General features: G+C 72.5%; 21 protein-coding genes. 6 read left to right on the top strand and 15 right to left on the bottom strand.

Annotation, left to right across the window (positions count from 1 at the left end):
- Both OYE22_RS28950 and OYE22_RS28945 read left to right on the top strand, forming a co-directional pair.
- The gene (locus OYE22_RS28950; RefSeq protein WP_277323145.1) at positions 1-576 is read left to right on the top strand and encodes an XRE family transcriptional regulator; all 576 of its coding nucleotides are present in this window, start codon (positions 1-3) and stop codon (positions 574-576) included.
- Between the two features lie 192 nt (positions 577-768).
- On the top strand, positions 769-2,145 hold the full coding sequence (locus OYE22_RS28945; protein WP_277323143.1) for an MFS transporter: 1,377 nt from the start codon (positions 769-771) through the stop codon (positions 2,143-2,145).
- 78 nt (positions 2,146-2,223) lie between these two features.
- On the opposite strand, the gene OYE22_RS28940 is transcribed toward OYE22_RS28945, so the two are convergent.
- Positions 2,224-3,267, bottom strand: a complete 1,044-nt coding sequence (locus OYE22_RS28940) for a sporulation protein (protein ID WP_277323142.1) — start codon at positions 3,265-3,267, stop codon at positions 2,224-2,226.
- Between the two features lie 839 nt (positions 3,268-4,106).
- Here OYE22_RS28940 and OYE22_RS28935 point away from each other — a divergent pair.
- Positions 4,107-5,321: a GDSL-type esterase/lipase family protein gene (locus tag OYE22_RS28935; RefSeq protein WP_277323141.1), complete on the top strand. Its 1,215-nt coding sequence runs from the start codon at positions 4,107-4,109 to the stop codon at positions 5,319-5,321.
- Positions 5,322-5,481: 160 nt separating this feature from the next.
- Here OYE22_RS28935 and OYE22_RS28930 read toward each other — a convergent pair whose 3' ends face one another.
- Positions 5,482-6,978 carry an alpha/beta hydrolase gene (locus OYE22_RS28930; protein ID WP_277323140.1) on the bottom strand — a complete coding sequence of 499 codons (1,497 nt, stop codon included), beginning with the start codon at positions 6,976-6,978 and terminating at the stop codon, positions 5,482-5,484.
- 304 nt (positions 6,979-7,282) lie between these two features.
- On the bottom strand, positions 7,283-7,828 hold the full coding sequence (locus OYE22_RS28925) for a pyridoxamine 5'-phosphate oxidase family protein (RefSeq protein ID WP_277323139.1): 546 nt from the start codon (positions 7,826-7,828) through the stop codon (positions 7,283-7,285).
- Between the two features lie 315 nt (positions 7,829-8,143).
- Here OYE22_RS28925 and OYE22_RS28920 point away from each other — a divergent pair, with 315 nt between their 5' ends.
- A complete protein-coding gene (locus OYE22_RS28920; protein WP_277323138.1) occupies positions 8,144-8,692 on the top strand; it encodes a DapH/DapD/GlmU-related protein in 549 nt (182 codons plus the stop codon).
- Between the two features lie 46 nt (positions 8,693-8,738).
- On the opposite strand, the gene OYE22_RS28915 is transcribed toward OYE22_RS28920, so the two are convergent.
- On the bottom strand, positions 8,739-9,203 hold the full coding sequence (locus tag OYE22_RS28915; protein WP_277324372.1) for a GNAT family N-acetyltransferase: 465 nt from the start codon (positions 9,201-9,203) through the stop codon (positions 8,739-8,741).
- 105 nt (positions 9,204-9,308) lie between these two features.
- The gene (locus OYE22_RS28910; protein ID WP_277323137.1) at positions 9,309-9,977 is read right to left on the bottom strand and encodes an ATP-binding protein; all 669 of its coding nucleotides are present in this window, start codon (positions 9,975-9,977) and stop codon (positions 9,309-9,311) included.
- 206 nt (positions 9,978-10,183) lie between these two features.
- Here OYE22_RS28910 and OYE22_RS28905 point away from each other — a divergent pair, with 206 nt between their 5' ends.
- The gene (locus tag OYE22_RS28905; protein ID WP_277323136.1) at positions 10,184-10,423 is read left to right on the top strand and encodes a DUF397 domain-containing protein; all 240 of its coding nucleotides are present in this window, start codon (positions 10,184-10,186) and stop codon (positions 10,421-10,423) included.
- A gap of 85 nt (positions 10,424-10,508) precedes the next feature.
- Complete coding sequence (locus OYE22_RS28900; RefSeq protein WP_277323135.1) at positions 10,509-11,396, top strand: helix-turn-helix transcriptional regulator; 888 nt, start codon at positions 10,509-10,511, stop codon at positions 11,394-11,396.
- Positions 11,397-11,433: 37 nt separating this feature from the next.
- Here the strand turns inward: OYE22_RS28900 and OYE22_RS28895 are convergent, their stop codons facing one another.
- From OYE22_RS28895 to OYE22_RS28850, 10 genes are all read right to left on the bottom strand, one after another.
- The gene (locus tag OYE22_RS28895) at positions 11,434-12,261 is read right to left on the bottom strand and encodes an SAM-dependent methyltransferase (protein ID WP_277323134.1); all 828 of its coding nucleotides are present in this window, start codon (positions 12,259-12,261) and stop codon (positions 11,434-11,436) included.
- A gap of 195 nt (positions 12,262-12,456) precedes the next feature.
- Positions 12,457-12,879 carry a sigma-70 region 4 domain-containing protein gene (locus tag OYE22_RS28890; protein WP_277323133.1) on the bottom strand — a complete coding sequence of 141 codons (423 nt, stop codon included), beginning with the start codon at positions 12,877-12,879 and terminating at the stop codon, positions 12,457-12,459.
- Between the two features lie 47 nt (positions 12,880-12,926).
- Positions 12,927-14,009 (bottom strand): helix-turn-helix transcriptional regulator, encoded by a 1,083-nt coding sequence (locus OYE22_RS28885; protein ID WP_277323132.1) that lies wholly within the window; start codon positions 14,007-14,009, stop codon positions 12,927-12,929.
- A gap of 863 nt (positions 14,010-14,872) precedes the next feature.
- Positions 14,873-15,892 (bottom strand): 2,3-diaminopropionate biosynthesis protein SbnA, encoded by a 1,020-nt coding sequence (gene sbnA, locus OYE22_RS28880; RefSeq protein ID WP_277323131.1) that lies wholly within the window; start codon positions 15,890-15,892, stop codon positions 14,873-14,875.
- Between the two features lie 36 nt (positions 15,893-15,928).
- Positions 15,929-16,990, bottom strand: coding sequence for a 2,3-diaminopropionate biosynthesis protein SbnB (sbnB, locus tag OYE22_RS28875; RefSeq protein ID WP_277323130.1), 1,062 nt, complete (start codon positions 16,988-16,990; stop codon positions 15,929-15,931).
- Positions 16,987-17,994, bottom strand: coding sequence for a TauD/TfdA family dioxygenase (locus OYE22_RS28870; protein WP_277323129.1), 1,008 nt, complete (start codon positions 17,992-17,994; stop codon positions 16,987-16,989). Before OYE22_RS28870 ends, sbnB begins: the two co-directional genes overlap by 4 nt.
- Before the next feature lie 19 nt (positions 17,995-18,013).
- Positions 18,014-21,289, bottom strand: coding sequence for an amino acid adenylation domain-containing protein (locus tag OYE22_RS28865; protein ID WP_277323128.1), 3,276 nt, complete (start codon positions 21,287-21,289; stop codon positions 18,014-18,016).
- Positions 21,290-21,447: 158 nt separating this feature from the next.
- On the bottom strand, positions 21,448-24,102 hold the full coding sequence (locus OYE22_RS28860; protein ID WP_348652253.1) for a Pls/PosA family non-ribosomal peptide synthetase: 2,655 nt from the start codon (positions 24,100-24,102) through the stop codon (positions 21,448-21,450).
- A gap of 1,224 nt (positions 24,103-25,326) precedes the next feature.
- Positions 25,327-25,668 carry a DUF3140 domain-containing protein gene (locus OYE22_RS28855; RefSeq protein ID WP_277323126.1) on the bottom strand — a complete coding sequence of 114 codons (342 nt, stop codon included), beginning with the start codon at positions 25,666-25,668 and terminating at the stop codon, positions 25,327-25,329.
- Positions 25,665-25,892 (bottom strand): DUF2945 domain-containing protein, encoded by a 228-nt coding sequence (locus tag OYE22_RS28850; protein WP_277323125.1) that lies wholly within the window; start codon positions 25,890-25,892, stop codon positions 25,665-25,667. The genes OYE22_RS28855 and OYE22_RS28850 overlap by 4 nt, the downstream gene beginning before the upstream one ends.
- Positions 25,893-25,996 lie beyond the last annotated feature (104 nt).

Raw genomic sequence — 25,996 nt, 5'->3', positions numbered from 1 at the left:
ATGGCCGAGACCGAGGCGGCGTTGCGGACGCTCGCGCACAACGTCCGCGCGGCCCGCACCCGTGCCGGCCTGTCCCTGGACGAACTCGGCCGACGCGCCAAGGTGAGCAAGGGCGCGCTGGTCGCCCTGGAAAAGGCGCAGGGCAACCCGAACTTCGCCACCCTGGTACGCCTCGCCGACACCCTCGGCGTCTCCGTCTCCGCGCTCCTGGAGGGCAGCCCCGAGCAGCGCGTCCGGGTGGTGAGTGCCGACGCGGTCACGCCGCTGTGGAAGGGTGAGCGAGGCGGCGAGGCGCGGCTGATGCTGACCACCAGCGGGCCCGCGCCCACCGAGGTCTGGCGATGGACGCTGGAGCCGGGCGAGGAGTACCCCAGCCACCCCCACCAGGCCGGCGTCGCGGAGACCGTCAGCGTCACCGCCGGACGCATGGTGCTCGTCGTGGACGGCGTCGAGCATCCGGTCGAGGCCGGGCAGACCGCCACCTTCGACGCCGACCACGCGCACTCCTACCGTGGCTCGGGCACCGAGACCTGCCACCTGATCATGACCGTCCACCTCCCCCCGAGCCCCGCGTAGCGACTCGACGACTCCCGGCCGACCGGCCACCACCGGCCACGGACCGCCGCCCGCCGCCCGTCGCCCGTCGAGGCACCATCCGTCCGCTCAGTCCCGCTCAGCCGCTCGCGTCGCGTCAACACGTGCGTCATTGCGCACATGATGGCTAGATTTGACGAGCGAGCAACCGGTCACCGGCGGAGGGAAGGCCCCATGCTGTCCGTGTTACGCCGCCACCGCGGCTACCGCCGGCTGTTCACCGCGCAGGTCGTCGCGCTCGTCGGGACCGGCCTGGCCACCGTGGCGCTGAGCCTGCTCGCCTACGACCTCGCCGGTTCGCACGCGGGGTCGGTCCTCGGTACCGCGCTGGCGATCAAGATGGTGGCCTACGTCGGGCTCGCCCCGCTGATCAGCGCGTTGGCCCACCAACTGCCGCCGCGCCCGCTGTTGGTGGGCGCCGATCTGGTCCGCGCGGCGGTCGCCCTCACCCTGCCGTTCGTGGACGCGGTCTGGCAGGTCTACGCGCTGATCTTCGTACTCCAGGCGGCCTCGGCCACCTTCACGCCGGCCTTCCAGTCGCTGATCCCCCAACTGCTGCCCGCCGAGGACGACTACACCCGCGCCCTGTCCCTGTCCCGCCTGGCCTACGACCTGGAGATCCTGTTCAGCCCGCTGTTGGCCGCCGCGCTGCTGTCGCGGATCACCTACGACTGGCTCTTCCTCGGCACCGTGGCCGGTTTCCTCGGCTCGGCCGCCCTCGTCCTGTCCGCCGCCCTCCCGGGGACCACGGCGGCGCCCGCGCCGAGCCACGCCGACGGCGCCCCCGGGTTCGCGGCCCGGGTCACCCGTGGCACCCGGATCTTCCTGGCCACGCCCAGGCTACGGGCGCTGCTCGCCCTGACCCTGGCGATCGCGGCGGGCGGCGCGATGGTCATGGTCAACACCATCGGCTACGTACGCGACCACCTCGGGCGCGGCACGTCCGACGTACCGGTGGCGCTCGGCGCGTACGGAGCGGGCTCCATCGCCGCGGCGCTGCTGTTCCCCGCCCTGCTGCGGCGCGCCAGCGACCACACGCTGATGCTGCCCGCCGCCTTCGCGTCCGCCGCGCTGCTGCTCACCCTGGCCGCCCTCACCCGGGCGGGCGCCGGCGCGTGGCAGTGGCCGGCCCTGCTGGCCCTCTGGTGCGCGTTCGGCGTCACCGAGTCGGTCATCATGACCCCCACCGGCCGGTTGATCCGCCGCTCGGCCTCCGCCGCCGACCTCAACGCGACCTTCACCGCGCAGTTCTCGCTCGCCCACGGTTGCTGGCTGCTCACCTATCCGGTGGCCGGCTGGCTGGGGTCCGGCGCCGGACTGTCCGTGGTGGCACTGGTGTTGGGCGCGGTGGCGCTGGGAGCGGCGCTCGCCGCCTGGCGCCTGTGGCCCGCGCCCGACACCGCGTACCTGCCGCACGTGCACACCACGCTGGCGCACGGGCACCCACACCTGGCCGACGCCCAGCCGGCGGGCGGCGGCTGGCGGCACACGCACGAGTTCGTCATCGACGACCTGCACGAACGCTGGCCGCTGCGCCCCCGTCACACCTGAACCCCAACCGCCCACCTGGCGGGCGCCCCGGGCACCACGCCCGGCTCACCACTCCCCCGGCGGGCCGCTCGCCCCGCCTCACCCCTTGCCTGCGCCCTCGCCGGGCGCGGTCGTCGCCGCCCCCCGCTCCTCGGACGAGCCGTCGTACGGTACGTCGCCCGCGGGCCCACCCACCGGCGGCCGCGACCCACCCGGCACGCCCCGCGCCGGGGCGCCGGCGCCCTCGTCGGCCGGCGGAACGGGCCCGGGGTCGTGGCCGGTCGAGGGGGCGGGCTCGGCGCTCTGCCGCCCCGGGCGGGCCCGTCGACGGGTGGCACCGGGGCCGGGCGGGGCGGGCACGCTGTGGTGGCCGTGGCTGGCGACCATCTGGCGCACCCACACCTCGGCGGTGGCGTCCCAGTCGCGCCGGTCCGCGTCACCGTGGCTGACGAGGTGTCGGTTGAGCAACCCGTGGCCGTACGCGAACAGGCCGCCGGGCTTGTCCGCCTCCAGGATGACCTCAACGCCTCCCGGGTTGGCCAGGAACGTCACCTGCAACTCCCGCATCACCGCCGCGTAGCGGGGCGCCGGGGCGAGCCCGATGACCTGGTACAGCGGGAGGCGTTGGCTGGTGCCGTGGATGAGTCCGTGCTCCAGCCCGGCCGAGCGGAAGCCGAAGCCGAGCCGGTCGAGCGCGGCGAGCAGACAGTCCTGGACGGGCAACGGGGCCACTCTCAGCGGGACGAGATCGCTCCTGCCCCTGGTCCCGGCCGCCGCGAGTTCGGCGCGTACCCCGAGCGTGACGTCCAGCGACGCCCCGGACAGTTCGGTCACGGGGGTCTCCCACGGCAGCCGCACGTCGAAGAGGAGGCCGCGCTGCTCGCGCCGGTCGAGCCGGAAGCTGCCGGGCAGGGTGAACCGCGCGCAGACGGCCTCCGACGCGGGCCCGCCGGCCCCCGGCGCGGCGCCGACCTGGGCCACCAGCTCCAGGGTGAGACGGTCGATGTCGCAGTCGGCTTCGCCGCCCAGCAACCGGAGTTGGCCGGTGAGGCCGCCGCCGGGTAGCGCGGCCCGCGGCATGAGGGTCGTGTCGAGACTGGGGCCGCCCCGGCCGAGAGGGGCGGGCACCTTCGTGAACACCATGGCGGCGTTCTCCTTCACATGGGTGACGGGGGCGGGTTACGCGACGCCGCACGCGGTCGCGGGACAACGGCGGGCGCTCCACTGCCGGTTCGGTGGCCGCGAGCAGCGCCCGTGGACGCCCGGCCGCGCGGGCTTCGGCCGCGCACCGGGCTCCCACCCGGTGCGTGCCCCGCCAGACCCCGGCCCACCCCGCGCCCCGGCGACGGTTTCCGAGCGAGCGGCGCATTGGGGCACGTTCGCCGGGGCGCCGAGCGCCCGGACGCGCCCCCTCGCCCGCCCGTCAACCGGCCCACCACGTCTCCTGCGGGCACCGCCGGGCGTGGCGACGTACGACACCGTCACGGTGCCGCGCCCCTCCCCGTGTCCCCCGTTCGCGCCGCACAGTGGCGCCCCTCCAGACTCCGTGTCTCTACAAAACTGTAGAAGCATAGAGGGACCGTCCGGCCCCCCGCACGCCGTTTCGGCCGGGCCGGCGAAACGGCGAGAAAGCCGCGTCAGCCACCAACCCAACAGACCGCCCGCCGCCCCCGACAGAGCGCCGCGAACACACCCCGCACCGCCCCGCCCGGACGCGGCGCGCGACCACCCCCCACCCGCGCGCACCCCCACACCCACCCGCGCCCCGCTCCACACGAGCGCGAGCGCACCCCGCATCCGAAGAGTACGCCGCCACCGAACTGGCCGCGCGGAGAGACCCCTTGGCGCCACCACGCCCTCACGGGGCGGGCCGCCGGGGCGTCGGGAAGGCGGCCCGACCGATGAGGGCAGGCCCCGAGCCCCGGGCCCCGAGGCGCGGGGCGTAGACCAGGAACCAGCGTCATGGTTGGCAGACTGGGGCCATGAACAGCGAGTCCACCCCCTCCGCCGAGCCCACCGCCACGCCACGGGCGGGCGACTGGATCACCATCCCCCTCACCGCGGACCTCGTACGGGGCGCGCTCGACCTGGAACACACCACGGACGGCGTACGGCCGCACCGGCTGCCGGCCCGGGCCCGCGCGCAGTGCGCCGACGGACAACTGGCCATGGCCGAGGCGCAGCCGTCCGGCGTACGGCTGGCCTTCCACAGCCGGGCCACGGCCATCGAGCTGGACGCGCTCCCCACCAGGAACGTCTACCAGGGCGGGCCGCCGCGCCCGGACGGCGTGTACGACCTGCTCGTCGACGGTCAGCTCACCGACCAGGCCAGCGTGGCGGGCGGCAACACCCTGCTGATCGACATGGCCACCGGGTCCCGCGAGACCCGGCCCGGGCCGGCCGGCACCCTGCGGTTCACGGGCCTGCCCGACCGCCCGAAGGACATCGAGATCTGGCTGCCGCACAACGAGATCACCGAGTTGGTCGCGCTGCGCGCCAACGCGCCCGCCCAACCCACGACACACCCGACGCGCCGGGTGTGGCTGCACCACGGCTCCTCGATCAGCCAGGGCTCCAACGCCGCGAGCCCCTCCACCACCTGGCCGGCGCTGGCGGCGGCGCGCGGCGGCGTGGAGCTGGTCAACCTCGGCCTGGGCGGCGGGGCGCTGCTCGACGCCTTCACCGCCCGCGCCATGCGGGACACACCCGCTGACCTGCTCAGCGTCAAGATCGGCATCAACCTGGTGAACACCGACCTGATGCGGCTACGCGCCTTCACGCCGGCGGTACACGGCTTCCTCGACACCGTCCGCGAAGGGCACCCCACCGCGCCGTTGCTCGTCGTCTCGCCCCTGCTGTGCCCGATCCACGAGGACACCCCCGGCCCCGCCGCCCCCGACCTCGGCTCACTCGCCACGGGGCAGCTCCGGTTCGTGGCGACCGGTGACCCGGCGGAGCGGGCCGCCGGAAAGCTGACGCTGACCGTGATCCGGGACGAGTTGGCCCGCATCGTAGCCCAGCGCGCCGCCCACGATCCGCACCTGCACTACCTCGACGGTCAACTCCTCTACGGCCAGGAGGACTTCGCCGAACTACCGCTGCCCGACGCGCTCCACCCGGACGCCGCCACCCACCGCCGCGTCGGCGAGCGGTTCGCGGCCCGCGTCTTCGGCGCGGACGGCCCGTTCGCCGCGTAGGGGTGGGCAAGCCGCGTAGGGGCGGGCAAGCCGCGTAGCACCGGGCAACGAGCCGGAAGCACGACGCGGGCCCCGCCCGGCACGACGACGCGGGCCCCACGGCACCCGGCGCCCGCGTCGTCTCCGGTCCCGGCCCCCGCCGGCCCCGCGCGCCCCGCTCTCAGTCCTCGCGGCTGATCAGGTAGGCGTCGATGGCGCGCATCGTGTCCTCGGTCCCGCCCCTGCGGTAGAGCCAGTGCCCCACGACGTCCACCGTAAGCAGGGACGCCTTCGGGTAGGAGCCCGCCATGCGCCGCGCGCCCGGCAGCGGGGTCGCCAGGTCGTGGGTGGCGTTGGCCACCAGGACGGGTGGCAGGTCGCCCTTGGCCCGGGCGGGCTGGGGCAACGGTGGCATGGTCCAACCCTGACAGCCGAGTACGGTGTCCAGGGCCTGCGCGTTGTAGCGGACGTGCGGGGCGGCCCTGGCGACCCGCTCGCGGATGGCCCGGTACTCGGCGTAGTCGCGGATGCGGAAGTCGTAGTCCCGACACAGCACGAGTTGCGTCTCGATGGAGGAGCCGCCGGGAACCCAGCGCACCTCGCCCTTTCCGGTGTGCAGGGCGGCCAACTGGCGTGCCGTCTCCTCCCAGCTACTCTTGCCGAGCGCGAAGGTGAGGAAGTCGGACAGTTGGTCGGCGTTCACCCGGACCGACGTCGGCCCGTCCGGGCCCGGTTCGCGCAGGGTGCCCGCGTCCGCCCGGGCGAAGAGTTCATCGGTCACGGCCGTCACACTCTGCCCCTTGAGCACACAGGCCGCGTCCCGCTCGCACCAGGCCGCGAGCCGCTTCAGCGTGTTCTCGGTGGTGACGCTGCCGTCCGTGAGGTAGCGCTCGGCGTTCGGCCTGGCCGGGTCCATCGCGCTGTCCAGGGCCAGCGCGCGCAGGCGGGTCGGGAACAGCCGCGCGTAGCGCTCGCCGAGGAAGGTGCCGTACGAGTGGCCGATGAAGCTGATCCGGGGCTCGCCGAGGGCGGCGCGGATGGCGTCCATGTCGCGGGCCACGCTCTCGCCGTCCATGTGCGCGGCGAGCGGTCCCGTCTTGCGCAGGCAACTGTCGGCCAACCGGCCGTTCAGCGCCCGCAGCCGCGCGAACTCGGCCGCGCTGGCCGGGCGGGACGGCGCCGCGTCCCTGATCGTCTCGTCGCAGCGGGCGCCCTGGCTGCGGCCGATGCCGCGCGGGTCGAAGCCGACCATGTCGAAGCGCCGCAGCATGGCCGGCTCGTAGCCGCTGACGGGATCGTCCGCGTAGAGCGCCTCGTCCGCTCCGGGCGCCCCCGGGCCGCCCGGGTTCGACATCAGGACGCCGATCCGCCGCGCGGGGTCGGTGGCCCGGTAGCGGGCGACGAAGATGCCGATCTTGGGCCCCTCGGGCCTCGACCAGTCCAGCGGCACCTTGACCGTCGCGCACTGCGCCCTCGGGCTGGGGTCGGGATAGGGCGGGTCCGCCTTGGGACAGGCACCCCAACGAAGAGTTGACGCGGGCGGGTTGGCGCGCGGTCGGTCGTCGCTGGCTGCCGCGCCGGGGGCGGCCAGGGTGGCGGAGGCCGCCAGGGCGAGGAGGACGGCGGGCACCCGCCGTCGCGCGCCCGTCCTTCCACGCGTACGCATGCTCGTGTTCATGCGCGTCACTGTCGCGGCCCCGCATGGTGGCCCGGCTATGGGCACATGATGGGAACGTAACAACACCCGCGGGCCGGGCACACCGCTTCGTACGCACCACCAACCCGCCGACCGAACTCGGCCTCGCCGGCTGGCGGGTCGGCGGGCTGATTGGGCCGAAGGGTTGGCGCACCACCGGGGGTGGCGGTGGCGAGGCCGGGCCGGCCGCTCGGCAACGGCCCGCCCCCGGGCGGCGGCCCGCCCCCGGCCTGCCAACTCTCCGGCGGCCGGAGCTGGGGCCGGGGGCCGGGGCCGGCCCGTACGCTCAGAAGGTCCAGCGCGTGTGGCTGTAGACCCCGCCTTCCCGACCGAAGCCGTACGCCGTGTTGGGGGTCACCCCGAAGGCCAGCACCTCACCCTTCCGGATGCCGTCCGCCATCCCGAAGAAGGTGCCGTCGGGCGAGGTCATGTGGTCGCCGTACTTCGCCTCGTGGGCGGCGATGACCTCCTCCAGCAGCGCCGGGTCCGTCACGCGCTCGGCCACGCCCTCCACGACGATGTCGAGCCCCTCGGTGAGCGCGTTGCGGCCGGTGGTGAGCGCGCAGTGCGGGTCGTGGGCGAGGTTCTTCGCCTTCTGCTCCCCGGGGCCGGTGGAGAAGTAGAGCGCGCCGTCGTGCCAGGCGCCGACCAGCGGCGTGACGTGCAGCCGGCCGTCGGGGCGCACCGTGGACAGCCACAGGACCTCGGCCTTCGCCAACTGCCGAAGGGCCTCGCCCCACTCGACGGCCGTGACGGCCTCGGCGCCGGGGCGCGGGTTGGTGGCTGAGCTGTAGCGGGCGTCCAGCTCGGCCACCGGTTCCGATGCGGGCATGCGGGTCTCCTCTCGTTCCTTTGTTCTCCCCGTAACGATCAGCCGGCGTGGCGGGTTTCACCGCACCGTCCGCGCCCGGCGGGAGAGTTGCCGGCGGCGAGGGTGCGTGCGGCTGTGGCGTACGCGTGGCCGTGGCGTACGCGCGGCTCACCCGGGCTCACAACCAGGCGTTGACCCTGACCCGCGTGTTCGTTGTTTGATTCCCGGTCGTCCGCATCGCTTTGATGACGCGGTCAGCCGTTCTCCGGTCCATCGCCACGACCGCTGGCGCCACCCGACGGCCCCGCCAACCCGCCACCAACGCGAGGAGTCCGCATGCCCGACCAGGACCGTCTCTACGTCCGCACCCCCGAGTTCGCGCGGGTGGCCGAGCGGATCGAGTACGTCACCACGCTCACGTCACGCCTGAACGTCCTGCCCTTCGACGACAGGGCCGCCCGGGCGGCCCTGCTGTCCGAGATCATCGGCAGGCCGGTGCCCGACTCCGTCACGGTCTATCCGCCCTTCTACACCGACCACGGGCTGGGCATCGACTTCGGCGAGCACGTCTTCGTCAACCAGGGCTGCACCTTCCTCGACCAGGGCGGCATCCACCTGGGGGACGGCGTCCTGATCGGCCCGAAGGCCAACCTCATCTCGTCCGACCACCCGCTGCCGGCCTCCGAGCGCAGCGCGTTCATCACCCGGGCCCCCGTCACGATCGAGGCCAACGCCTGGCTCGGGGCCGCCGTGACGGTGCTTCCGGGTGTCACGGTCGGCCGCGGCGCCGTGGTGGGTGCCGGCGCCGTCGTCACCAAGGACGTGCCCGCCCACACGCTGGTGACCGGGACGGCCGCGTTCACGCGCAAGCGATGGGAGGACTGAGCGCGCTCACCGGGCACAAGCCCCCACCGCGCTCGGAGACCGCCGCTCAGCCGATCGCGCGGCGGTAGACCTGCCGCGAACCGCCCTCGGGCCCGGGGTCGGCGGCCTCCGCGGGACTGAACCCCAGGCGCTCGTAGAAGACGCGCGCCCCACCGGCCACGGCACCCGGATGGTCAGCCCCGAAGGTGATGACCTCGACGCTGCCCGGCCCCCGGACGAACCGCCGCTCCGCGTCCGCCATCAGCGCCCGCCCCACGCCACTCCCCCGGGCCTCGGCCGAGACCACCAGCCAGTGCACGTGGTACGTCGGCGCCTGGCCGCCGAACAGCAGCCCGCCGAGCAGTGGCGACTGTCCCGACACGGCCACGAGCGCCGACGCCTGGCGTATGTGCTCCCGCACGGCACGGTGGAAGCCCGGCTCGTCCACCATCGCCCCGAACCAGTGCTCGACCTGGGCCGCCAGGTCCAGGAAGCCGGGAAAGTCCTGCTCGCGCGCGATTCTCGTAGTGATCACGGGGGCAGCTTGGCAGACGCTCCGACGGTCTCGGCGTGCCGCCGTCGGAACACGGCCCGCCCACCCACGCCGCCGGGCCCCGCGCCGCGGAGACCTCCGGCCTCATACCCCCATCAGGGGACGGGAGTTGGGCCCCACCCCGGGCCGGTGGCGGCGCGCGGGGCCTGGCGCGCCGGGGGCCAGGTCGCCGGTGGCACGGGAGGCGGGGGTGGTGGGGCCGCCCGCGCCGGCGATGGTCGGTATGCGGGCCCAGACGGTCTTGCCGGTGCTCGTGGGGTGGGACCAGCCCCAGGACTCGCTGAGCCTGGTGATGATGTGCAACCCGCGCCCCTGTTCGGCCAGCGGATCGTCGGGACCCACCACCGGGGCCCGGGGGCTCGGGTCGGCGACGGCGCACAACAGGGCGTTGGCCTTGCGGATCAGGGCCAGCCAGGCGTGCTGGCCGGCGTGCGGGTGGGCCGCGCCGAAGGCGTGCTGGTGGGCGTTGGCGACCAGTTCGGTGGTGATGATCTCGGCGTCGTCCAGGTAGGCGCCCAGGTCCCAGGCCCGGAGCGTGGCCCGTACGAAGCGGCGGGACGCGGGGATGTTCTGGGCGGTGCCGTCCAGGCGTAAGGCGGACATGCTGCCGGTCGTCAGCCCGAGCGCGCACGCCCAGTCCTGCCGGGCGCTGTGCATCAGTGCGCCGAGTTCGGGGGCCCCCCCTTCGGCCACTGGGGTCTGCAGGTGGCGCTGCCTGCCACTGCGAGCTGACACGTGGCGGTCTGCCGGCATGGTTCATTCCTCCGAGGGATTTCCCAGTGAAGGCATCGAGTTGGGAAGCGTCCCCTGGATAGTGTCGCCTCTCAGCCGCTGAGGCAATTGCCTCTTGGAAATTGCCCCGATCGACTCACAGTGAAGCCATGGTGAAGGCTTTCGGCTGCCCGATCGCATTTCTCGGCGGATAACTTGTTCGAATTACGGCAAGAAAGTGGTGACCCGTGCAGCAGGTGCACAACGGAATGACGCCGGCCAGTTCGATCGCCGGTGTGACGTGGGTGAAGAGCCAGCGGACGGCGCGCGAGGGCCAGTGCGTGGAACTCGCGGCGCTCGCGGACGGCAGGGTCGCGATGCGCAACTCGCGTCATCAGGACGGGCCGGCCCTTGTGTACACGCGTGACGAGATCGCGGCCTTCCTCGACGGCGCGAAGCGTGGCGAGTTCGACTTCATGATCGCCTAAGTCGTCTCGTCTTCACGCCCATTGGCGTCAGCGCGCGCACTCCTCGGTGGAATACTGGGCCGAAGTCTTCCACCGAGGAGCGTGCATGGAAGCCGAAGCGGCCTTTCCGGCGTCAATCGAGCAGTACGCGGCCAAGGCGGGTCACGGCCCGGTCGTGGTGCGCGTGGCCCTGGCCAGCCACCTCCGGCAACGCCGCCTGGCCGCCGGCGTGTCCATGGAGCAGGCCGCCGCGCACCTCAAGGTCACGCCGTCGAAGATCAGCCGCCTGGAGAACGGGCGGCGGCCGTGCCAGCCCTGGGACGTGGTGCGTCTCCTCCAGCTCTACGGGGCGCCGCAGGCCCACATCGACCAACTCGTGGGGCTCGTCGGCGTGTCCACCGAACCGGGCTGGTGGAGCTCGTTCGGGATTCCCAAGTGGTTCGAGCTGCTCGTGGGACTGGAGGCCGCGGCGCAGCGGATCCGCATCTACGAGTCGATGCTGGTGCCCGGCCTGTTGCAGACCGACCACTACGCGTGGCACATATCCCACGGCGATCAGGACGACGAGGAGGAGGCCCGGCAGCGCCTGGAGGTGCGGCTCCAGCGCCAGCGCAACGTCCTCGACGGTGGCGGGCAGGAGTTGTGGGTCGTACTGGAGGAGGCGGCGCTCTTACGGGCGGTGGCCCCTCGTCCGGTGATGCGGGCCCAGATGGAGCGCCTGCGCGAACTGGCCGACCGCTCGGGCATCACCCTCCAGGTCGTGCCCTTCGACCAGGCCCACTTCAGCCCCCGGGTTCCGTTCACCCATCTCCACTTCGCGGAGCCGGAGTTGGCCGACCTCGTCTACATCGAGCAGGTCGACGACGCCATCTACCTGGACAAGGCGGACGACGTCGAGAAGTACCGCGCCAAGCTGGACCACCTCTCGGCCTCGGTGCTCACCCCCGAGCAGACCTGTCGCAGGCTCGACGAGGCGATCCGCTTCTTCGAGTAACCCGCCCGTCGCCGACGCCCCGCACCCAGCCACGGGGTCACTCCGAGGTGCGGGCCACGCCCCCGTACTCGATCCACTCGTCGCCCGGCTGCTTGCGGACCAGGTCGGTGTCCTGGCGCCAGGTGGAGATCTCCACCAGGCCCGGCGACACGAGGTGCAGGCCCTCGAAGTACGCCGCCACTTCCCGTGGTTCGCGCACCCGGCCCCAGTCGCCGCCGGTGCTGCGGCGCATGAAGTCCGTGGTGGCCTGACGCGTGACGGGGTCCTCGCTGACGAGGTGGCTGATGACCAGGAAGCTGCCCGGCGGCATGGCGGACACGACACGGCGTACCAGCGCCGCGGGGTCGTCCTCGTCGCCGATGCAGTGCAGTACGGAGACGAACAGCGCGGCCATCGGCTCGGTGAAGTCCAGCAACCGCCGCACGCTCGGGTCACTCATGATCGCGTCGGTGTCGCGCATGTCGGCCTGGATGACGGCGGTGCGCGACTGGTCCTCAAGCAGCGCCCGCCCGTGCGCCAGGACGATCGGGTCCTTGTCGACGTAGACCACCCGGGCGGCGGGGTCGACCTGCTGCGCGACCTGGTGCACGTTGTCCTGGGTGGGCAGCCCCGAGCCGTGGTCGAGGAACTGGCGTATGCCGCACTCGCGCGCCAGGTAGCGCACGGCCCTGCGCAGGAAGTGACGGTTGTTCTGGGCGAGGATCTTCGTGCTCGGCGCGAGGGCGGAGAGCTCCTCGCACGCCTTGCGGTCGGCGGCGAAGTGGTTGCTGCCGTCGAGGTAGTAGTCGTACATGCGCGCCACGCTGGGCTGGCTCGTGTCCACCCCGCGCGGGGAGGCGGGGCTCCGCGGAAAGTGCCCGTCCATACAGCCCCCTTGAGACGATCGTGGCGCGTCGAGCGCGCTCATCCTAGGTGGGCCGGTGCTGGTGTGACAGGTCCGGTCGGGACCACGGCAGGCGCAGGGAAGTGAACCAGCCACTGTGACGGGCGCGGGGCGCAGTCGCGCGCGCCGGGTTCGTCAACGCGCGCTCCCCCGGGCCTCCCACCACGCCGCGCTCGCTCACCGCGGCAGGTCCCGGAGGGCCGTACGCAGGTGCGTCGCGATCACCGCCGGGTCCACGCCCATCAGTTGCGCGGCCTGGTCGGTGGTGAGGGAGAGGCGGTAGCGCAGGATGAGGGCGTCCGCCTGGTCCTCGGGCCAGGCCCGGTGCAGGGTGTCGGGCGGCCGTGGATCGCTCGCCCGCGCCGCCGCCCGGACGCGGGCGCGCAGCAGCCGCCAGGCCACGGCGGGCAGGCAGGCGCTCCGTAGCGCGCCGTCCCAGTCCAGAGCCAGGTCGCCGAGGGCGGCGGCCACCGCGTTCCGGCTCGCGACCTCGTGGCGGAGGCGGACGCGGCTGTAACGGTGGTACAGCTCCTGGTGGCGGTGGCAGAAGGCGGTGTACTCCAGCGGCGGGCTGACGGCCGGGGGCGCCGGGTGGGCCACGGTCGCCTCCACGGCTCGCGCACGCTGGGGAAACCGGGCCCGCACGGTCACTCACCCTCGTCCCGCCCGGCCGCGCCGCGCGGGAGCGGGCCAGCGTCGGCCAGGGTCTCCAGCGGGGCGTCCAGGGTGGCGAGCAGCGTGTAGTGCAACCCCTCCCACACCGCGCGCAGGTCGCCAGGGCGCGCTCCGAGGGCGGAGACGAGCGCGCTCAACCGCGCCCAGTCGGGCACCTCGTCCCCGGCCAACACGCGCTCGACCCACTCCGCCGACAGCGCCTCGCTGGCCTTGCACACCTGCTCCACCTCGGGGCAGGCGGCGGCCAGGTACAGGCCCATCACGGCCGCGTGCACCCGGCGGGCCGCCTCGTCCACCCCCACGCGCGCCCGGGGGCCCAGCCCGTGCGCGCTCTCCCACAGGTGGCGCACGTACTCCGGCCGCCCGCCGCACTCCCGTACCAGGGCCTCGACCACCGGCCAGGCGGCCGAGCGCTCCCCGCTGAGGATGCGCGAGATGTACGAGGGCGAGCGCCCGACCGCCCGGGCCAACTCCTGGAGGGGGCGGTCGCCGTGCAACTGGCTCAGGGCCGCCGCCAGGGCCCGCCCCGCGCGCTCCATCGCGGTGTGCTCCCCCGGGCCCGCAGCGGTGGCCCGGCCGGGGCTGACCCGGGGCGCCTCGTCGCGGCCCACCCCGCGCTCGCGGTCGCGACGCCGCAGGAGACGCCGCACCTCCTCCTCGCCCCACCGCGTGCGGGCCGTGTACGTGCTCACCGCCGCCGCGGCGGCCACCTCGTCCCAGCTCCGCCCCGCGCGGCGCCCGTCCTCGACCGCCGCCGCGACGTAGCACTCCACCTCGCGGGCGAGCCTCCTGGCCCGCTCCAACACGGCCTCCAGGTCGGCGCCGGCCTGCTCGGCCGCCAGCAGCGCCGCGACCTCCTCGGGCAGCCCCTCGGCGACCGACAGCGCGAGCCCCGTGGACACGGGCTGGCTCGACCGCTCGCGCTGGCCCTGCGAGCGCGCCCGCTGCGCCCGCCGTCGGCACGTCGTCGAGCAGTAGACCCGCCGACGGCCAGGCCCCTGGCGCACGTCCATGCCGCGGCGGCAGAACGCGCAGGCGTGCTTCACCTCGGACACCGGGGAACCACCTTCTTCCCCACCTGGTTTTTCTCCCTGACGTGATGCCATTTCCGCGCCGTGCGGGACAGCAATGTCAGTTCATCGCCCCTGGATACGAGAGTGCGGCCAGAGGCGCATGCGGCGCGGTGGCCAACCCGCCGGCTGCCGGCCTCTCGTTGAACCGTCGATAAACCCGCAGGCAGACAAGGCGCGATTTCCTTGCCCGACACACCCTTACGACCCCGGCGCCCACCATCCCGCGCCGGCGCGTGGGATACGCGTATCAGCCGGAGACGGCAGACAGGCGGCGCCGACAACCACGCCGGGCAGATGACAGCCCTGGCAATTGCCGCACCGACACTCCTCGGCCAAAAGTCCTGGCTGCTACGGTCGCAGCACGTCAAAGGGTGCCCCCAAGCGGCCCCTTCGAACTGATGGTTCGCACATCGAATACCCTTTCGCGTGAACCGTCTCGCACGAGGGCCCCGGATCTGCTTGCCGGCCGTCCGGGGTAACCTCAACGTGAGTAATACAACGGTCAGTTCGTTCCGCGAGGACAGTACCGCTCCCGCGACAGCCGACGCCATCGGATCTGCACTTTATGCAGGAAATGTATTTTTCGCCGCCGCCCTCGGTGCGATTAGGCGCCCTACTCGGCCGGCATGCGTTCGGCTATTCCTCGTACGGCCATTCTCCCCGGCGGCGGTTAGCACAGAATTCCGAAATCGCGGCGCGCCTTACGGGTGACAGGGACGTGGACGCCTCCGAGCAGAGCGGCTTCGTCACCGGTTCGAGCCCGCATGTGAGAGGGGGCACCCGGCACGGGCCGGGTGCCCCCTCTCACATGCGCTCACTCCTGACGCCGACTGACCCGGGGAGCGTCAACGGGCCCGCGAGTCCGAGTGGTTGGCGCTCAGGTCGCGTTGCAGGTCGCTGGTGAGTCCGTCGGTGGCGAGCACGTCGTCGCCGTAGAACTCGTGCAGCCACTGCGGGTGGTAGAGCGTGTCGAGGTAGCGGTCGCCGAGGTCCGGGGCGATGGCGACCGAGGTGAGGTCGTGCGCGTCGTGCGCGTCGAGCCAGCGCTCGGCGCCGCTGACCACGGTGCCGGTGGACCCGCCGAAGAGGAAGCCGCGCCTGGCCAGACGGTGGCAGGTGCGGATGGTGTCCGTCTCCTCGACCACGACCACATCGTCCACGTACGCCTCGTTCAGCAGCGCCGGGCGGACACTGGTGCCAAGGCCCGGGATCATGCGGCGGCCCGACTCGCCGCCGAAGGTCACCGAGCCCACGCTGTCCACCGCCACGATCCGCACCGGGCGGCGCAGTTCCTTGAAGTAGCGCGCGCAGCCCATCAGGGTGCCGGTGGTGCCGGCGCCGACGAACAGCACGTCCAACCCGGGGAAGTGGCGGGCGATGGCGGGTGCCGTCGTACGGGAGTGGGCCCGCCAGTTGTCGGCGTTGGCGTACTGGTTGAGCCACACGTAGCGCTCGTCGGCGGCGCACAGCGCCTGGACGTGGGCGATGCGCGCGCCGAGCAGCCCGTCGTTGGTTGCGGGTTCGGGGATGACGTGCACCTGGCTGCCCAGGGCCTCCATGGCGCGGCGGGCCGACAGGTTGCAGCGCGCGTCGGTGACGCACACGAAGCCGTAACCCTTGCTCGCGGCGATGATGCTGAGCGCCACGCCCAGGTTCCCCGACGAGGACTCGATCAGGACGGAGCCCGGTTTCAGGGCGCCGCTCCACTCGGCGGCCTCCACCATCTCCGTCGCGGCCTTGAGCTTGATCGAGCCGGCGAAGTTGAAGCCCTCGCACTTGAGGAAGAGCGCGTGCCCGACGATCGGCCGCAGGTCGACGTAGAGCTCCTCCTCGTTGAAGTCCACCGGAGCGGAGATGACCGTCATGTCGCCCCCTTCAGCCTTCGGTGCTGGCCCGTCCGGTCAGCCATGACGGCGCAGTTCATGGAAGAAGTCGTCGATGACGTGCAGGTGACCGGAGCGGCTCACCTCGTCGTGGACGTACTTGCCGACGGCGAGGTCGAGGACCCCGAGCCCGAAGGGTGAGAAGACCACCGTTCGGTTCGCGGGCACGCTCACACGTCCGGCGAGCACGTCGTCCAGGGTGCCGGCGATGAAGGCGCGGTTGCCGGTGCGCTGCTCGGCCAGGTGTGGCGAGGTGTCGGCCTGGAGGCAGTGTTCGATGTCGTCCACGACGTTGACCGAGTCGAGGATGATCTCGGGCGCGAGGTCGCGCAGCGAGATGTGCAGCACCAGCGGGTGGTGGTCGAACCAGGTCGGGTCGCCGACGTGGGGCCTGCCGGCGGTGGTGGCGAAAACGACGAGGTCGCTGGAGCGGATCAGCGCCTCGGCGCTGTCGTGCACGGTGACGTGACCCGCGGCGTTCGACTGTTCCAGGTAGGTGCGGAAGCCGGCCGCGCTGTCGGCGGCCAGGTCGTGCACGCCGGTGTGCTCGAACGTCCAGCCGGTGGCGGCCAGGAAGGTGTGGATGTAGCGGGCGATGAGCCCCGTGCCGAGGAAGCCGACGCGGGTCGGGCGGGGCCGGCCACGGCTGAGCCGGTCGGCGGCGAGCGCGGCGGAGGCCGCCGTTCTGGTGGCGCTGATGATCGAACTCTCCAGGCAGGCGAACGGGTAGCCGGTGTCGTGGTCGTTGAGGATCAGTACGGCCGAGGCCCGTGGGATGCCGGCGGGCACGTTGGCCGGGAAGCTGGAGATCCACTTCAGGCCGTCGACCCTCGTCTGTCCACCCAGCGAGGCGGGCAGCGCGATGATCCGGGACGCGGGGCGGTCCGGGAACCGCAGGAAGTACGAGGGCGGGTTGACCGAGTCGCCCTGGCCGTGCAGCCGGTAGGTGGCCTCGACCAGCTCCACGATCGAGGTCTCGCGGCCCTGGATCGTCTGCCGCACCTGGGCCCCGGAGATCACCGCGAACGGCGGCACGGCGGCGGAGGCGGGCTGGGCGGTGGCGGAGCGCTCACTGATCACGTGTGGGTCACCTCGATCGTCGGCGAGCAGTCGGAGAGCCGCACCTGGTCGGCCATGGCGACGAGGATCTCGCGCGGCCCCTCGAACGGGTCCCTGCTGTGGGCGGTGCGGATGTTGTCCACGACCAACAGGTCCCCGGCCTGCCACGGCTCGCGTGCGGTGTGGGCCTCGTAGACGGCGTTCAACTGCCGTACGACCTCCGCGTCGATCGGGTCGCCGTTGCCGTGGAAGGTGTTGAACGGCAGGCCGTCGGCGCCGTAGACGTCCACCAGGTACTCGCGGACCTCGGGCTCGATCGTCCACTCGTTGAGGAAGGCGACCTGGTTGAACCAGCAGCGCCGGCCGGTGACCGGGTGCCGGACCACGGCGCTGCGGCGCTGGCGGGTACGGAGTGAGCCGTCGGGCTGCCACCGGAAGTCGATCGCGTTGGCGCGGCAGTAGCCCTCCACGGCGTCGCGGTCCTCGGTGCCGAACGCCTCGGCCACGGACGCGCCGATCTCGTCGTTGTAGTTGCGGGTCAGCAGCCAGCCCTGGCGTTCGAACCGCTTGACCAGCTTCCTGGGCAGCGCGTCGAGGACGGTGGGCGCGTCGGCCACGCCGGTCGCCCCGCCGGAGGTGGGCGCGGTCAGGCAGGCGAAGAGCATCAGGCCGGGGAACTCCAGCGTGTAGCTGAGTTCGTGGTGCATGCACATCTGTTGGTTCTGTGGCCACTTCGAGGAGGAGTACACCCCCGCGCTGTGCGTCCGCCGGGGCGCGAAGGTCTCTCTCTCCTCGCCCATGAGGCCGTTGGAGACGGCCCTGAAGACCGCTTCGGCCTGGCCGACGTCGCCCAGGCCCAGGCCGCGGACCAGCAGGGCGCCGTGCTCGGTGACGGTGGCGCGCAGCGCGTCCCGGTGCTGGGCCGCCCAGTGGGCCGGTTCGGCCCGGGTTTCGAGCCGCAGCACCGGCGGGCTGCCGGGCCGGCGCACCACGTCGAGCGGTGACGCCGTTGATGGCGATGGCATGTCAGTACCCCTTTCGTTCCTACTTGTCGCGGTTCACGGACGCGTCGGGCGCCTGTAGGGCGCGCAGCACGGCCTGGGCCGCGTCGGCCGGGCGGGTTCGCGGGAAGTAGTGCCCGCCGTCGGCGAGTTCGCGCAGCTCCACGCGGTCGGCCAGCAGTCGCCAGGTGTGGTGGCGGTGCGTGGCGTCCGCGGTGATCGGGTCGTCGGCGGCGACGACCGCCGTCAGGGGGGTGGTCAGCCGGTCGGCCGGCGGGTGTTCCAGAAGGTCGGTGAAGTAGCGGTGGGCCGCCACGCAGTCGTGCCGGTAGGCGGCGCCGATGTGGTCGCCGTGCCGCGCGTCCAGGTCGTCGAGGGTGCTGTAGCCGGTGTCGGCGCTCAGTTCCTTGGTGATCTGCGCGTTGCTACGCTGCGCCAACTCGGTGATCGCCGCGCGCCGTTCGGGCGCCTCGCCGAGGAGTTGTGCGCCGACGAACACCCGGTGCACGGGTATGCCGCGGGCCTCCAGGCCGCGGGCGGTCTCGATGGCGGGGGCGGCGCCGGACGAGTGGCCCCAGAGCAGCAGCCGGGGTGACCGGCGGCCGGCCAGTTCGGCGACGACCTGCTCGACCACCTCCTCCAGCGGGGCGAAGGGGGCGCGCTCGGCGGCGAGATCGTGGCCGGGCAGCTCGACGGCCTCGACCGCGAGCCCACCGGCCCGCAGGGCCGTGGCCATCGGCCGGAAGTTGACCGCGTTGCCGCCGGCGTACGGGAAGCACACCAGGAGCGCGGTGGGCTCGCCCTCCGGTTCGGCCAGCGGGTGCAGCAGCCCCGGCCGGCGTACGGTGCGGCCGTCGACCAGGGCGGCCAGGTCGGCCAGGACGGGGTGGCGGGTGAGGTCGTTGAGGGAGACCGCGCGGTCGAGGGCGATGGCGAGTTTGACGGCGGAGAGCGAGGTGCCGCCCAGGTCGAAGAAGTGGTCCCGGCGGCCGATGCGATCGGTCGGGATGCCGAGCACCGTGGTCCACGCCTGGGCCAGTCGCCGTTCGGTGGGTGTGTGCGGCGCGTGCTGGCCGTTGTCGGTGGTGGTGGCGGTGCGTTCGGCGGCCAGCGCGGTGAGCGCCTTCTTGTCGACCTTGCCGTTGGCGGTGAGCGGGAGTCGGTCGCGCCAGTGGAAGGCCGTCGGGACCATGTACGCGGGCAGCGACTCGCGCAGCCGGTCGCGCAGGTCCTCCGCCGCCACGGCGTGGGGCCCGGCGCAGAAGGCCACGAGGCGCTTGGTCTGGCCCTCGTCCTGTCCGGCCACGACGACGGCGCCGTCGCGCACGCCGGGCACCCGCAGCAGCGCGCTCTCGATGTCGCCGATCTCGATACGGAAGCCGCGGATCTTGACCTGGGCGTCCCGGCGGCCGAGGAAGTCGAGCTTGCCGCCGGGCAGCCAGCGCCCGAAGTCGCCACCCCGGTACAGGCGTTGGCCCGGGTGGTACGGGTCGTCCCGGAAGGCGAGCCGGGTGCGCTCGGGGTCGTTGACGTAGCCACGGCCGACGCAGACGCCGGCGAACACGATCTCGCCGGGGGCGCCCAGCGGAACCGGCGACAGGTGCTCGTCCACGACGTACACCCGCACGTTGTTGACGCAGGGGCCGAGCGGGACCCGGTCGCCCTCCGGCGCCCGGTCCATGACCTCGTGGTTGGTGTCGTCGGAGGTCTCGGTGAGGCCGTAGGCGTTGACCAGCCTGATCCCGGGCTGGGCCGCGAACCAGCGGTGGGCGATCTCCTTCTTCAGCGCCTCGCCGGTGACCGAGACGCAGCGCAGGTCGGGCAGCGGGCGGGGGCGGCGTTCCAGGTCGGTGAGGACGGCCTCCAGGTAGGAGGGGACGACCTGGAGCACGTTGACCCGGGCCTCGACGAGGGTGTCGACGAACCGCTGGACGTCCAGGATCACCCGCTGTTCGACCAGGTGGGTCCGGCCGTCGACCAGGAGGGCGGAGACCAGTTGCCACAGCGAGATGTCGAAGCCCTGGGGGGCGGTCTGGGCCACCACCTGTCCCGGGCCGATCCCCAGGTCGGCGATCTTGGCGTAGAGGTGGTTGAGCATGCCCGCGTGCTCGCACATCGCGCCCTTGGGCTCGCCGGTGGAGCCGGAGGTGAAGTAGATGTAGGCGAGTTGGTCCGGCCCGACCTCGACACCGAGGTTGTCCTCGGCGTGCTCCTCCGCGTACGCGGCCTCGATGGGCAGGGCGCGGACGGCGGGCAGCGCCTCCAGGGCCGGGTCCAGGCCGGTGGTGCCGGGGCCGGTGAGGGCGAGCGTGCAGGCGGCGCGGGAGAGCATGGCCGCGATGCGGTCGGCCGGCAGGTGCGGTTCGACGGGCAGGTAGACGCCGCCGGCCTTGAAGACGGCGATCACGGCGGCCATCCAGTCCAGGTCGCGCTCGGTGAACACGGCCACCACGCCCTCACGTCCCAGGCCTCGCGCCAGCAGGGCCCGGCCGAGGTGGTTGGCGCGGGCGTTGAGTTCGCGGTACGTCCACTGCCGGTCGCCGTGGACGGCGGCGACGGCCTCGGGGTGGGCCCGTACCCGTTCCTCGAAGAGTTGGTGGAACCGGCGGTCGGGCAGCGGGCGGTTCGGACCCGCCAACTCTTCAAGCTGGTAACGGTGTTCGGCGGCGGACAGCAAGCTCTGCCGGGCGGGCTCGGCGTCCGGGTCGGCGGCGAGTTGGGCGAGCGCGGTGTGGTGGTAACCCGCGACCCTGGCGGCGTACTCGGCATCCAGCACGTCGGTCCGGTAGCGCAGCCACAGCGCGAGCCGCTCACCGCTCCACCGTGCCGCCACCCGCAGCACGGTGTGGGGAGCCAGCTCGCCGCCGCTGCCGGTCAGGTCCAGCTCGCTCTCGTACGGCAGGTGGTCCAGGCCCAGTTCGCGCGCGAGGTCGGCCACCGCACAGCCCTGGTGCGCCAGCAGTTCGGCCTCCGCGTCGCGGGCCCGCGCGACCAGTTCGCGCCAGGTGCCCGGCGCGGTCGTCAGCCGGCAGGGCAGGGCGGGGCCCGGCCGCGACGTGGCGTAGCCGGTGCCCACCGTCCGCTCTCCGGAGAGCGCCGCCAGCACCCTGGCGTGCGCGGCGAGCAGCAGCGTGTGCGGCGGTACGCCCATCTCGTCCGCCCGTCGGCGCAGTGCCGCCGCGAGGTCGTCGGGGACCTCGGCCTCCTGGTCGGCGACGCCCGTCACCGGTTCGGGCGTCCACCGTGGGATGGCGGTGAACCCGCCGGCGGTGAGCACCTTCCGCCAGTACTCCCGGTCATCGTCCATCGATGCGCTCATCGAGCCTCCCTCCTCGCCGTGCCGTGGCGCCGCGGGTCGCTGGCCGCGGGAACGCGGCGGTGCGGCGGTGGTTCGTGTGCGGTGGTTCGTGTGGTGTGCGGGGGTGGTTCGTGTGGTGTGCGGGCCAGCCGGTCACCCGGTCGCGGGTGGTCGCGGCGTCACCCTGACGTGCTCTTCGCGACGGGCGCCCCGTCCGGCCTGGGGCGCGGTGCCAGGACCCGCCGGTCGGCCGCTGACGCGAGCGTCGCCGCGCTGGTGGCAGACGCGCCGGTCGTCGCGACCGGCCGTGGCGCGGTGCCGCGCAGTTCGCCGGCCGGGTTTCCGCCCCACCGCGCGTGCGCGGGTACGTCCTCGCCCTTCATCAGGAACGAGTCGGCGGCCAGGGTCGCGCCGTCCCCCATGGTCACGCCGTAGTGGACCAGCGCGCCGACGCCGATGGTGCATCCCGCGCCCAGGGCGCTGTGGTCGGACTTGAAGGTGCCGTCCTCCTGGGAGTGGCACTGGATGGCGCTGGCCGTGTTGAGCGTGCAGTCGTCACCGATGGTCACGAGGGTGCGCTCGGAGAGGTCGCAGCCGTCGTCGTAGAGCCGGCGGCCCACCCGTACGCCGAGCAGCCGCCAGAACACGCTCTTGAACGGGGTCCCGTTCAGTGCCTGGAGGTGGGCGTAGGGCACCTTCCACAGGCGTTCGTGGTGCCAGAAGTAGGGGTCGTAGATGGAGCACACCATCGGCCGCAGCGGGCGGAAGCGCGTCATGCACCGCTCCACGAGCGCGTAGTACAGAGCGGTGAAGACGAACACGCTCGCCAACAGCGCGACCTCCATCAACTGGCCCACCGTGTCGTACCGGCCGATGGCCGCCAGGCCGAGCAGGGTGACGACGAGGACGTGCACCCAGCGCAGGAGGAGGACGACGCCCATCGTGCGGAGGTTGTAGCGGTTCTTCGCGGCCAGGCCGCGGCGCAGTCCCTCGCCGTCGCGCAGGTGGTCGAACCGGGTGTCGCGGTCCACTGTGCGCGGGATCTCGAAGCTGGGCGAGCCGAGCAGGCCCGTTCCCTGGCGCACCTCGCCGTCGAGCGGCACCATCACCTTCGTCGCCAGCAGGCAGTTGTCGCCCGTCCGGCCTCCCGGGGGGTACGAGATGTGGTTGCCCAGGAAGCTGGAGCTGCCGATCGAGGTGTGCGAGAGGCGGAAGGAGGTGCTGGAGACGTCGGTGTTGATGATGGACAGCCCGTCGGCGACCATCGTGCCGCTGCCGACGGTGCTCAGGTACGGGGACTCGTGCTGCACCCGGATGCCGAAGTTCGAGCCGGTCTGCTCCACCTGGGACAGGTCGTACCCGAGGCATCGCAGGTAGTGGACGACGTACGAGCTGTCGCCGAAGAGCCACAGGAAGAACCTGGCGTTGGTCATGCGCTGCACCGTCCGGTGCATGGAGTACCGGAAGCCGTACAGCGGGTAGACCACGCCCGGCCTCAGCGGCAGGCTCAGCAGGCGCGGGACGGTGAACAGCAGGACGGGGGCCAGGACGAGGAAGCCGGCGAACAGCACCAGTGAGAGCGCCAGCCCCTCGACGTAGAACGCCGAGGACGTGACGGGTTCCGCGCCCGAGTCCCGCCCGCCGGCCAGCGTCCGCGCCCAGGTCAGCAGCGCCTCGACGCTGGCCATGAGCAGCGGCACGACCACGAGCAGGGTCTTGAGCACGCCGGCGACGCCGAAGGCGGCCCGTCGCAGCGTGCCGCACCTGGCCGGCTCGACCCTGAGGTAGTCGACGTCCGTGCGCTGCGCGGGAGATCCGTGCCAGTGCTGGCCGCTGGGGACGGCCGTGCCGCTGTGCAGGGCGGAGGCGTGGCCGAGTTGTGCCCTGTCCCCCATCGACGTGCGGATGTCCAGGACGGAGCGTTCGCCGACGAACGCGTCGCGGCCGATGGTGACCGGTCCGGTCTCGATCCGTCCGGCGTGTGCCCGGTGGCAGAGGAAGAACGCCTCCTTGCGGATCACCGTGCCGGCGCCGATGGTGAGCAGGTCGGCGCAGACCGGGACGCTGCGCGAGAGGATCGTGACGTGCTTGCCGACCCTGGCGCCCAGGGCCCGCAGGTAGAACACGTACACGGGGTTGCCGACGAAGAGGGCCAACGGGCTGCTGTGGACGAGCACCTTGACCACCCAGAAGCGCAGGTAGGTCAGGCCCCACAGGGGGAAGTCGCGGGCCGTCCAGCGGCCGACGAGGAGCCACTTGGCCGCGATCGGCAGCAGGCTCATGCCGAGGAAGTTGGCGGCGCCGAAGACGACGGCCCGGCCGTAACCCCCCGTCGGATCGGTCGCCTCGGAGATCCACTCGTAGCCCCGCACGGTGACGACCGTGAGCAGGAAGGCGTAGCCGAGGAAGAAGAGGAGTTGCGCTGCTCCGCACAGGGCGTAGCGGACCGTGCTGCCCGGTTCGGGCGCCGGCTCCGGGGCCGCGGCCGCCGGTGCCGGTGTCGGGTCCGATGAGCCGACGGGGGCGGGGGCCGTCTCCGCGAGCGCCGCCGCCAGACTGCGCACGGTCGGGTACTTGTAGATGTCTTTCATCGACGCCGCGGGAAGGTCCGGCCGCTTCCTGACGCGGGCACAGAAATGTGCCATCACCAGCGAGTCCGCGCCGAGGTCGTCGAAAAAGTGGCTGTCGAGCGGCACGCTTTCGGTCTGTACGACCTCGGCCAGCAGCTCGGCGAAGATCTCCGCTACGCGATTCTCCGGACTTGCCCATTCCTGTGAAGTTGCGGCGACTTCTTCCGGATCGTCGCTCGCTGATATGGCAGGTTCTCGCGCCACGTGAACTCCCTGAGAGTCAGACGCCACTAGCCGACGACTAAATACGGATCACGATGCCTCTCGTATCTTCGGATCACGGAGACCGGAAGGGCACACAACGCTTTACCGGCCGCCGGACGGAACGGATCTTCTTGGTTCCGCGACGACCTGGCCGACGGCGCTGTCGACATGGACGTTGACCTCACACTTCTACGCCCGAGGGCGCTTTCGTGATCCTTTTCCGGCAGTGATCTCTCCCTTTCCGGAAAGATCACATGCGTACGCGCCGGTCGAACTACCGCGCCCCCGAAAGAAGCGTTACGGGCATTGCCGCACGCCCGACAAATCCGGTTTCCGGCGCTCCACACATCCCGCACTCGTCGACGTTTCCGCAGGTGGCAAGCTTGCGAGAAGGCGTGGCGGCCAGGCCGGGAGCGGTTGTGACCATGCCGAACCATGCCCCATATCCCCTCCGCGAGCCAGAACCATAAAGCACTCCAGTGGCTCCGGCAAGGTGCCGCAATGCCGGCCGATCATTCCGCTTGCCGGCCCTGCGAGTGACTTAGCCATTCACAAGGAACTGATAGGTAGGCGTGCGGCTTTCGCACGAGATCCATTAAGTTGACGCGCGTCATCCACGCCCCGATCCGGAGGATTAGCGGGCATACCCCGCGGCACCGCATGCCGTTCGGCGCGACGGCGCACGGTGGCCGATGTCATTCGCCAGCGACAAGGCGGGGCGTTTCGCCGCGTCGAAATCGGAGCGTGGGACACCGGTACACGGAAACCTCAGGTCGCCGCCGGCGCACTGGACATTGCGCCCACGGGGTGGCGACGGCTGGTTCGCCGGGGAGCTGGACGGATTTGGCAGTCATGTCCGCTGCATGGGCCATTTATCTCGAAAGCGCCTCGAATACCGACGGCGGGGTGCGCGCTTTAACCGCTCGGTAACCCCATGCCCATGGGCTCGGAAGCGGGGCCCGCTGGCCTCCGTGGCACGACCGGGGGGAATACCGTCCGGGCCCGGTTGCACCGTCCGCACGGGACCGCCTTGACCTGGTCAACCGGCCAGGTTCGGAGTAGCGTCACGCGACCGGCGCGCCCGGGCGGAGGGCCGGCTCCGTACCGCCCCACCGCCGCTCGCGCCGCTCTCCGCGCGCCCCCGACCAGCGCGCCCGATCCGCCGCCATCCGCATCGGCGGCTTCCGGCCACGGCGGGACGAGGGTCCGCGCGCCGGGCGCGTGTCACTTCGTCGGGTCGTGTCCCCAGTTCATGAGGGAGTAGCGCCACTTGGTGTGGGTGACGTCGCCGCTGGGTCGTTGGGCCGTGTGCCGATGGACGTAGCCCACGACCTTCCGCATGTGGGCCAGGTCGTCGTCGCTGAGGTCGGCCTGCTTCGTGTTCAACAACTCAACGATGCGTCGCCCCGAGGCGTGGCCGACGCTCTCGCCCCCGTCATCCGACCAGCCCACGCTCTTCGACTCGTCCGTCGCCAGCCACGCCCTGAGGTCGCCGGCCGTCATGTTGACGGCCTCACCGAACTCGCGCCTGGTCTCCTCGCGGCCCGTGTCACTCGCGCCGCTCACGCCCCGTCCCCCCGCTTCCGCAGGGACTTCGGCTTGTGTACGGCCCTACGGCCGGTCTTGTCGCTCTCGACCTCGTACTGCGGCTCCTCCTCCGAGGCGGCCACGGTGCGCCCCGCCGCCTCGGTGCGCTTGGTGATCTTCTTCTTGACCTTCCCGGGGACGGACTGTCCGTGACTGCTCCAGGAGACGTGGTCTCCCTTGCCCAGCTCTCGGTCTTTCGCCATGGGAGGCCCCTTACCTCGCGGGTCGCGGTCGCCTTCCACTGTGCTCCGCACCCGGCCGGCCCGCCATTCGGCGCCGGCACGGCACGGGCCGACCGCCCCACCAC

This window comes from Streptomyces sp. 71268, assembly GCF_029392895.1.
In the GTDB taxonomy this organism is placed as follows: Bacteria; Actinomycetota; Actinomycetes; order Streptomycetales; family Streptomycetaceae; genus Streptomyces.
Note: the sequence above shows the minus strand (reverse complement) of the source record. Positions and strands in the feature narration are given on the sequence as shown.

Bases quoted from the DNA above. Each gene is read 5' to 3' on its own strand.
- OYE22_RS28910 (WP_277323137.1), bottom strand. From the start codon at position 9,977: ATGCCGGCAGACCGCCACGTGTCAGCTCGCAGTGGCAGGCAGCGCCAC.
- OYE22_RS28850 (WP_277323125.1), bottom strand. From the start codon at position 25,892: ATGGCGAAAGACCGAGAGCTGGGCAAGGGAGACCACGTCTCCTGGAGC.
- sbnA (WP_277323131.1), bottom strand. From the start codon at position 15,892: ATGACGGTCATCTCCGCTCCGGTGGACTTCAACGAGGAGGAGCTCTAC.
- OYE22_RS28870 (WP_277323129.1), bottom strand. From the start codon at position 17,994: ATGCCATCGCCATCAACGGCGTCACCGCTCGACGTGGTGCGCCGGCCC.
- OYE22_RS28925 (WP_277323139.1), bottom strand. From the start codon at position 7,828: ATGCCCGCATCGGAACCGGTGGCCGAGCTGGACGCCCGCTACAGCTCA.
- OYE22_RS28900 (WP_277323135.1), top strand. From the start codon at position 10,509: ATGGAAGCCGAAGCGGCCTTTCCGGCGTCAATCGAGCAGTACGCGGCC.
- OYE22_RS28935 (WP_277323141.1), top strand. From the start codon at position 4,107: ATGAACAGCGAGTCCACCCCCTCCGCCGAGCCCACCGCCACGCCACGG.
- OYE22_RS28945 (WP_277323143.1), top strand. From the start codon at position 769: ATGCTGTCCGTGTTACGCCGCCACCGCGGCTACCGCCGGCTGTTCACC.
- OYE22_RS28865 (WP_277323128.1), bottom strand. From the start codon at position 21,289: ATGAGCGCATCGATGGACGATGACCGGGAGTACTGGCGGAAGGTGCTC.
- OYE22_RS28930 (WP_277323140.1), bottom strand. From the start codon at position 6,978: ATGAACACGAGCATGCGTACGCGTGGAAGGACGGGCGCGCGACGGCGG.
- OYE22_RS28940 (WP_277323142.1), bottom strand. From the start codon at position 3,267: ATGGTGTTCACGAAGGTGCCCGCCCCTCTCGGCCGGGGCGGCCCCAGT.
- OYE22_RS28950 (WP_277323145.1), top strand. From the start codon at position 1: ATGGCCGAGACCGAGGCGGCGTTGCGGACGCTCGCGCACAACGTCCGC.
- OYE22_RS28895 (WP_277323134.1), bottom strand. From the start codon at position 12,261: ATGGACGGGCACTTTCCGCGGAGCCCCGCCTCCCCGCGCGGGGTGGAC.
- OYE22_RS28920 (WP_277323138.1), top strand. From the start codon at position 8,144: ATGCCCGACCAGGACCGTCTCTACGTCCGCACCCCCGAGTTCGCGCGG.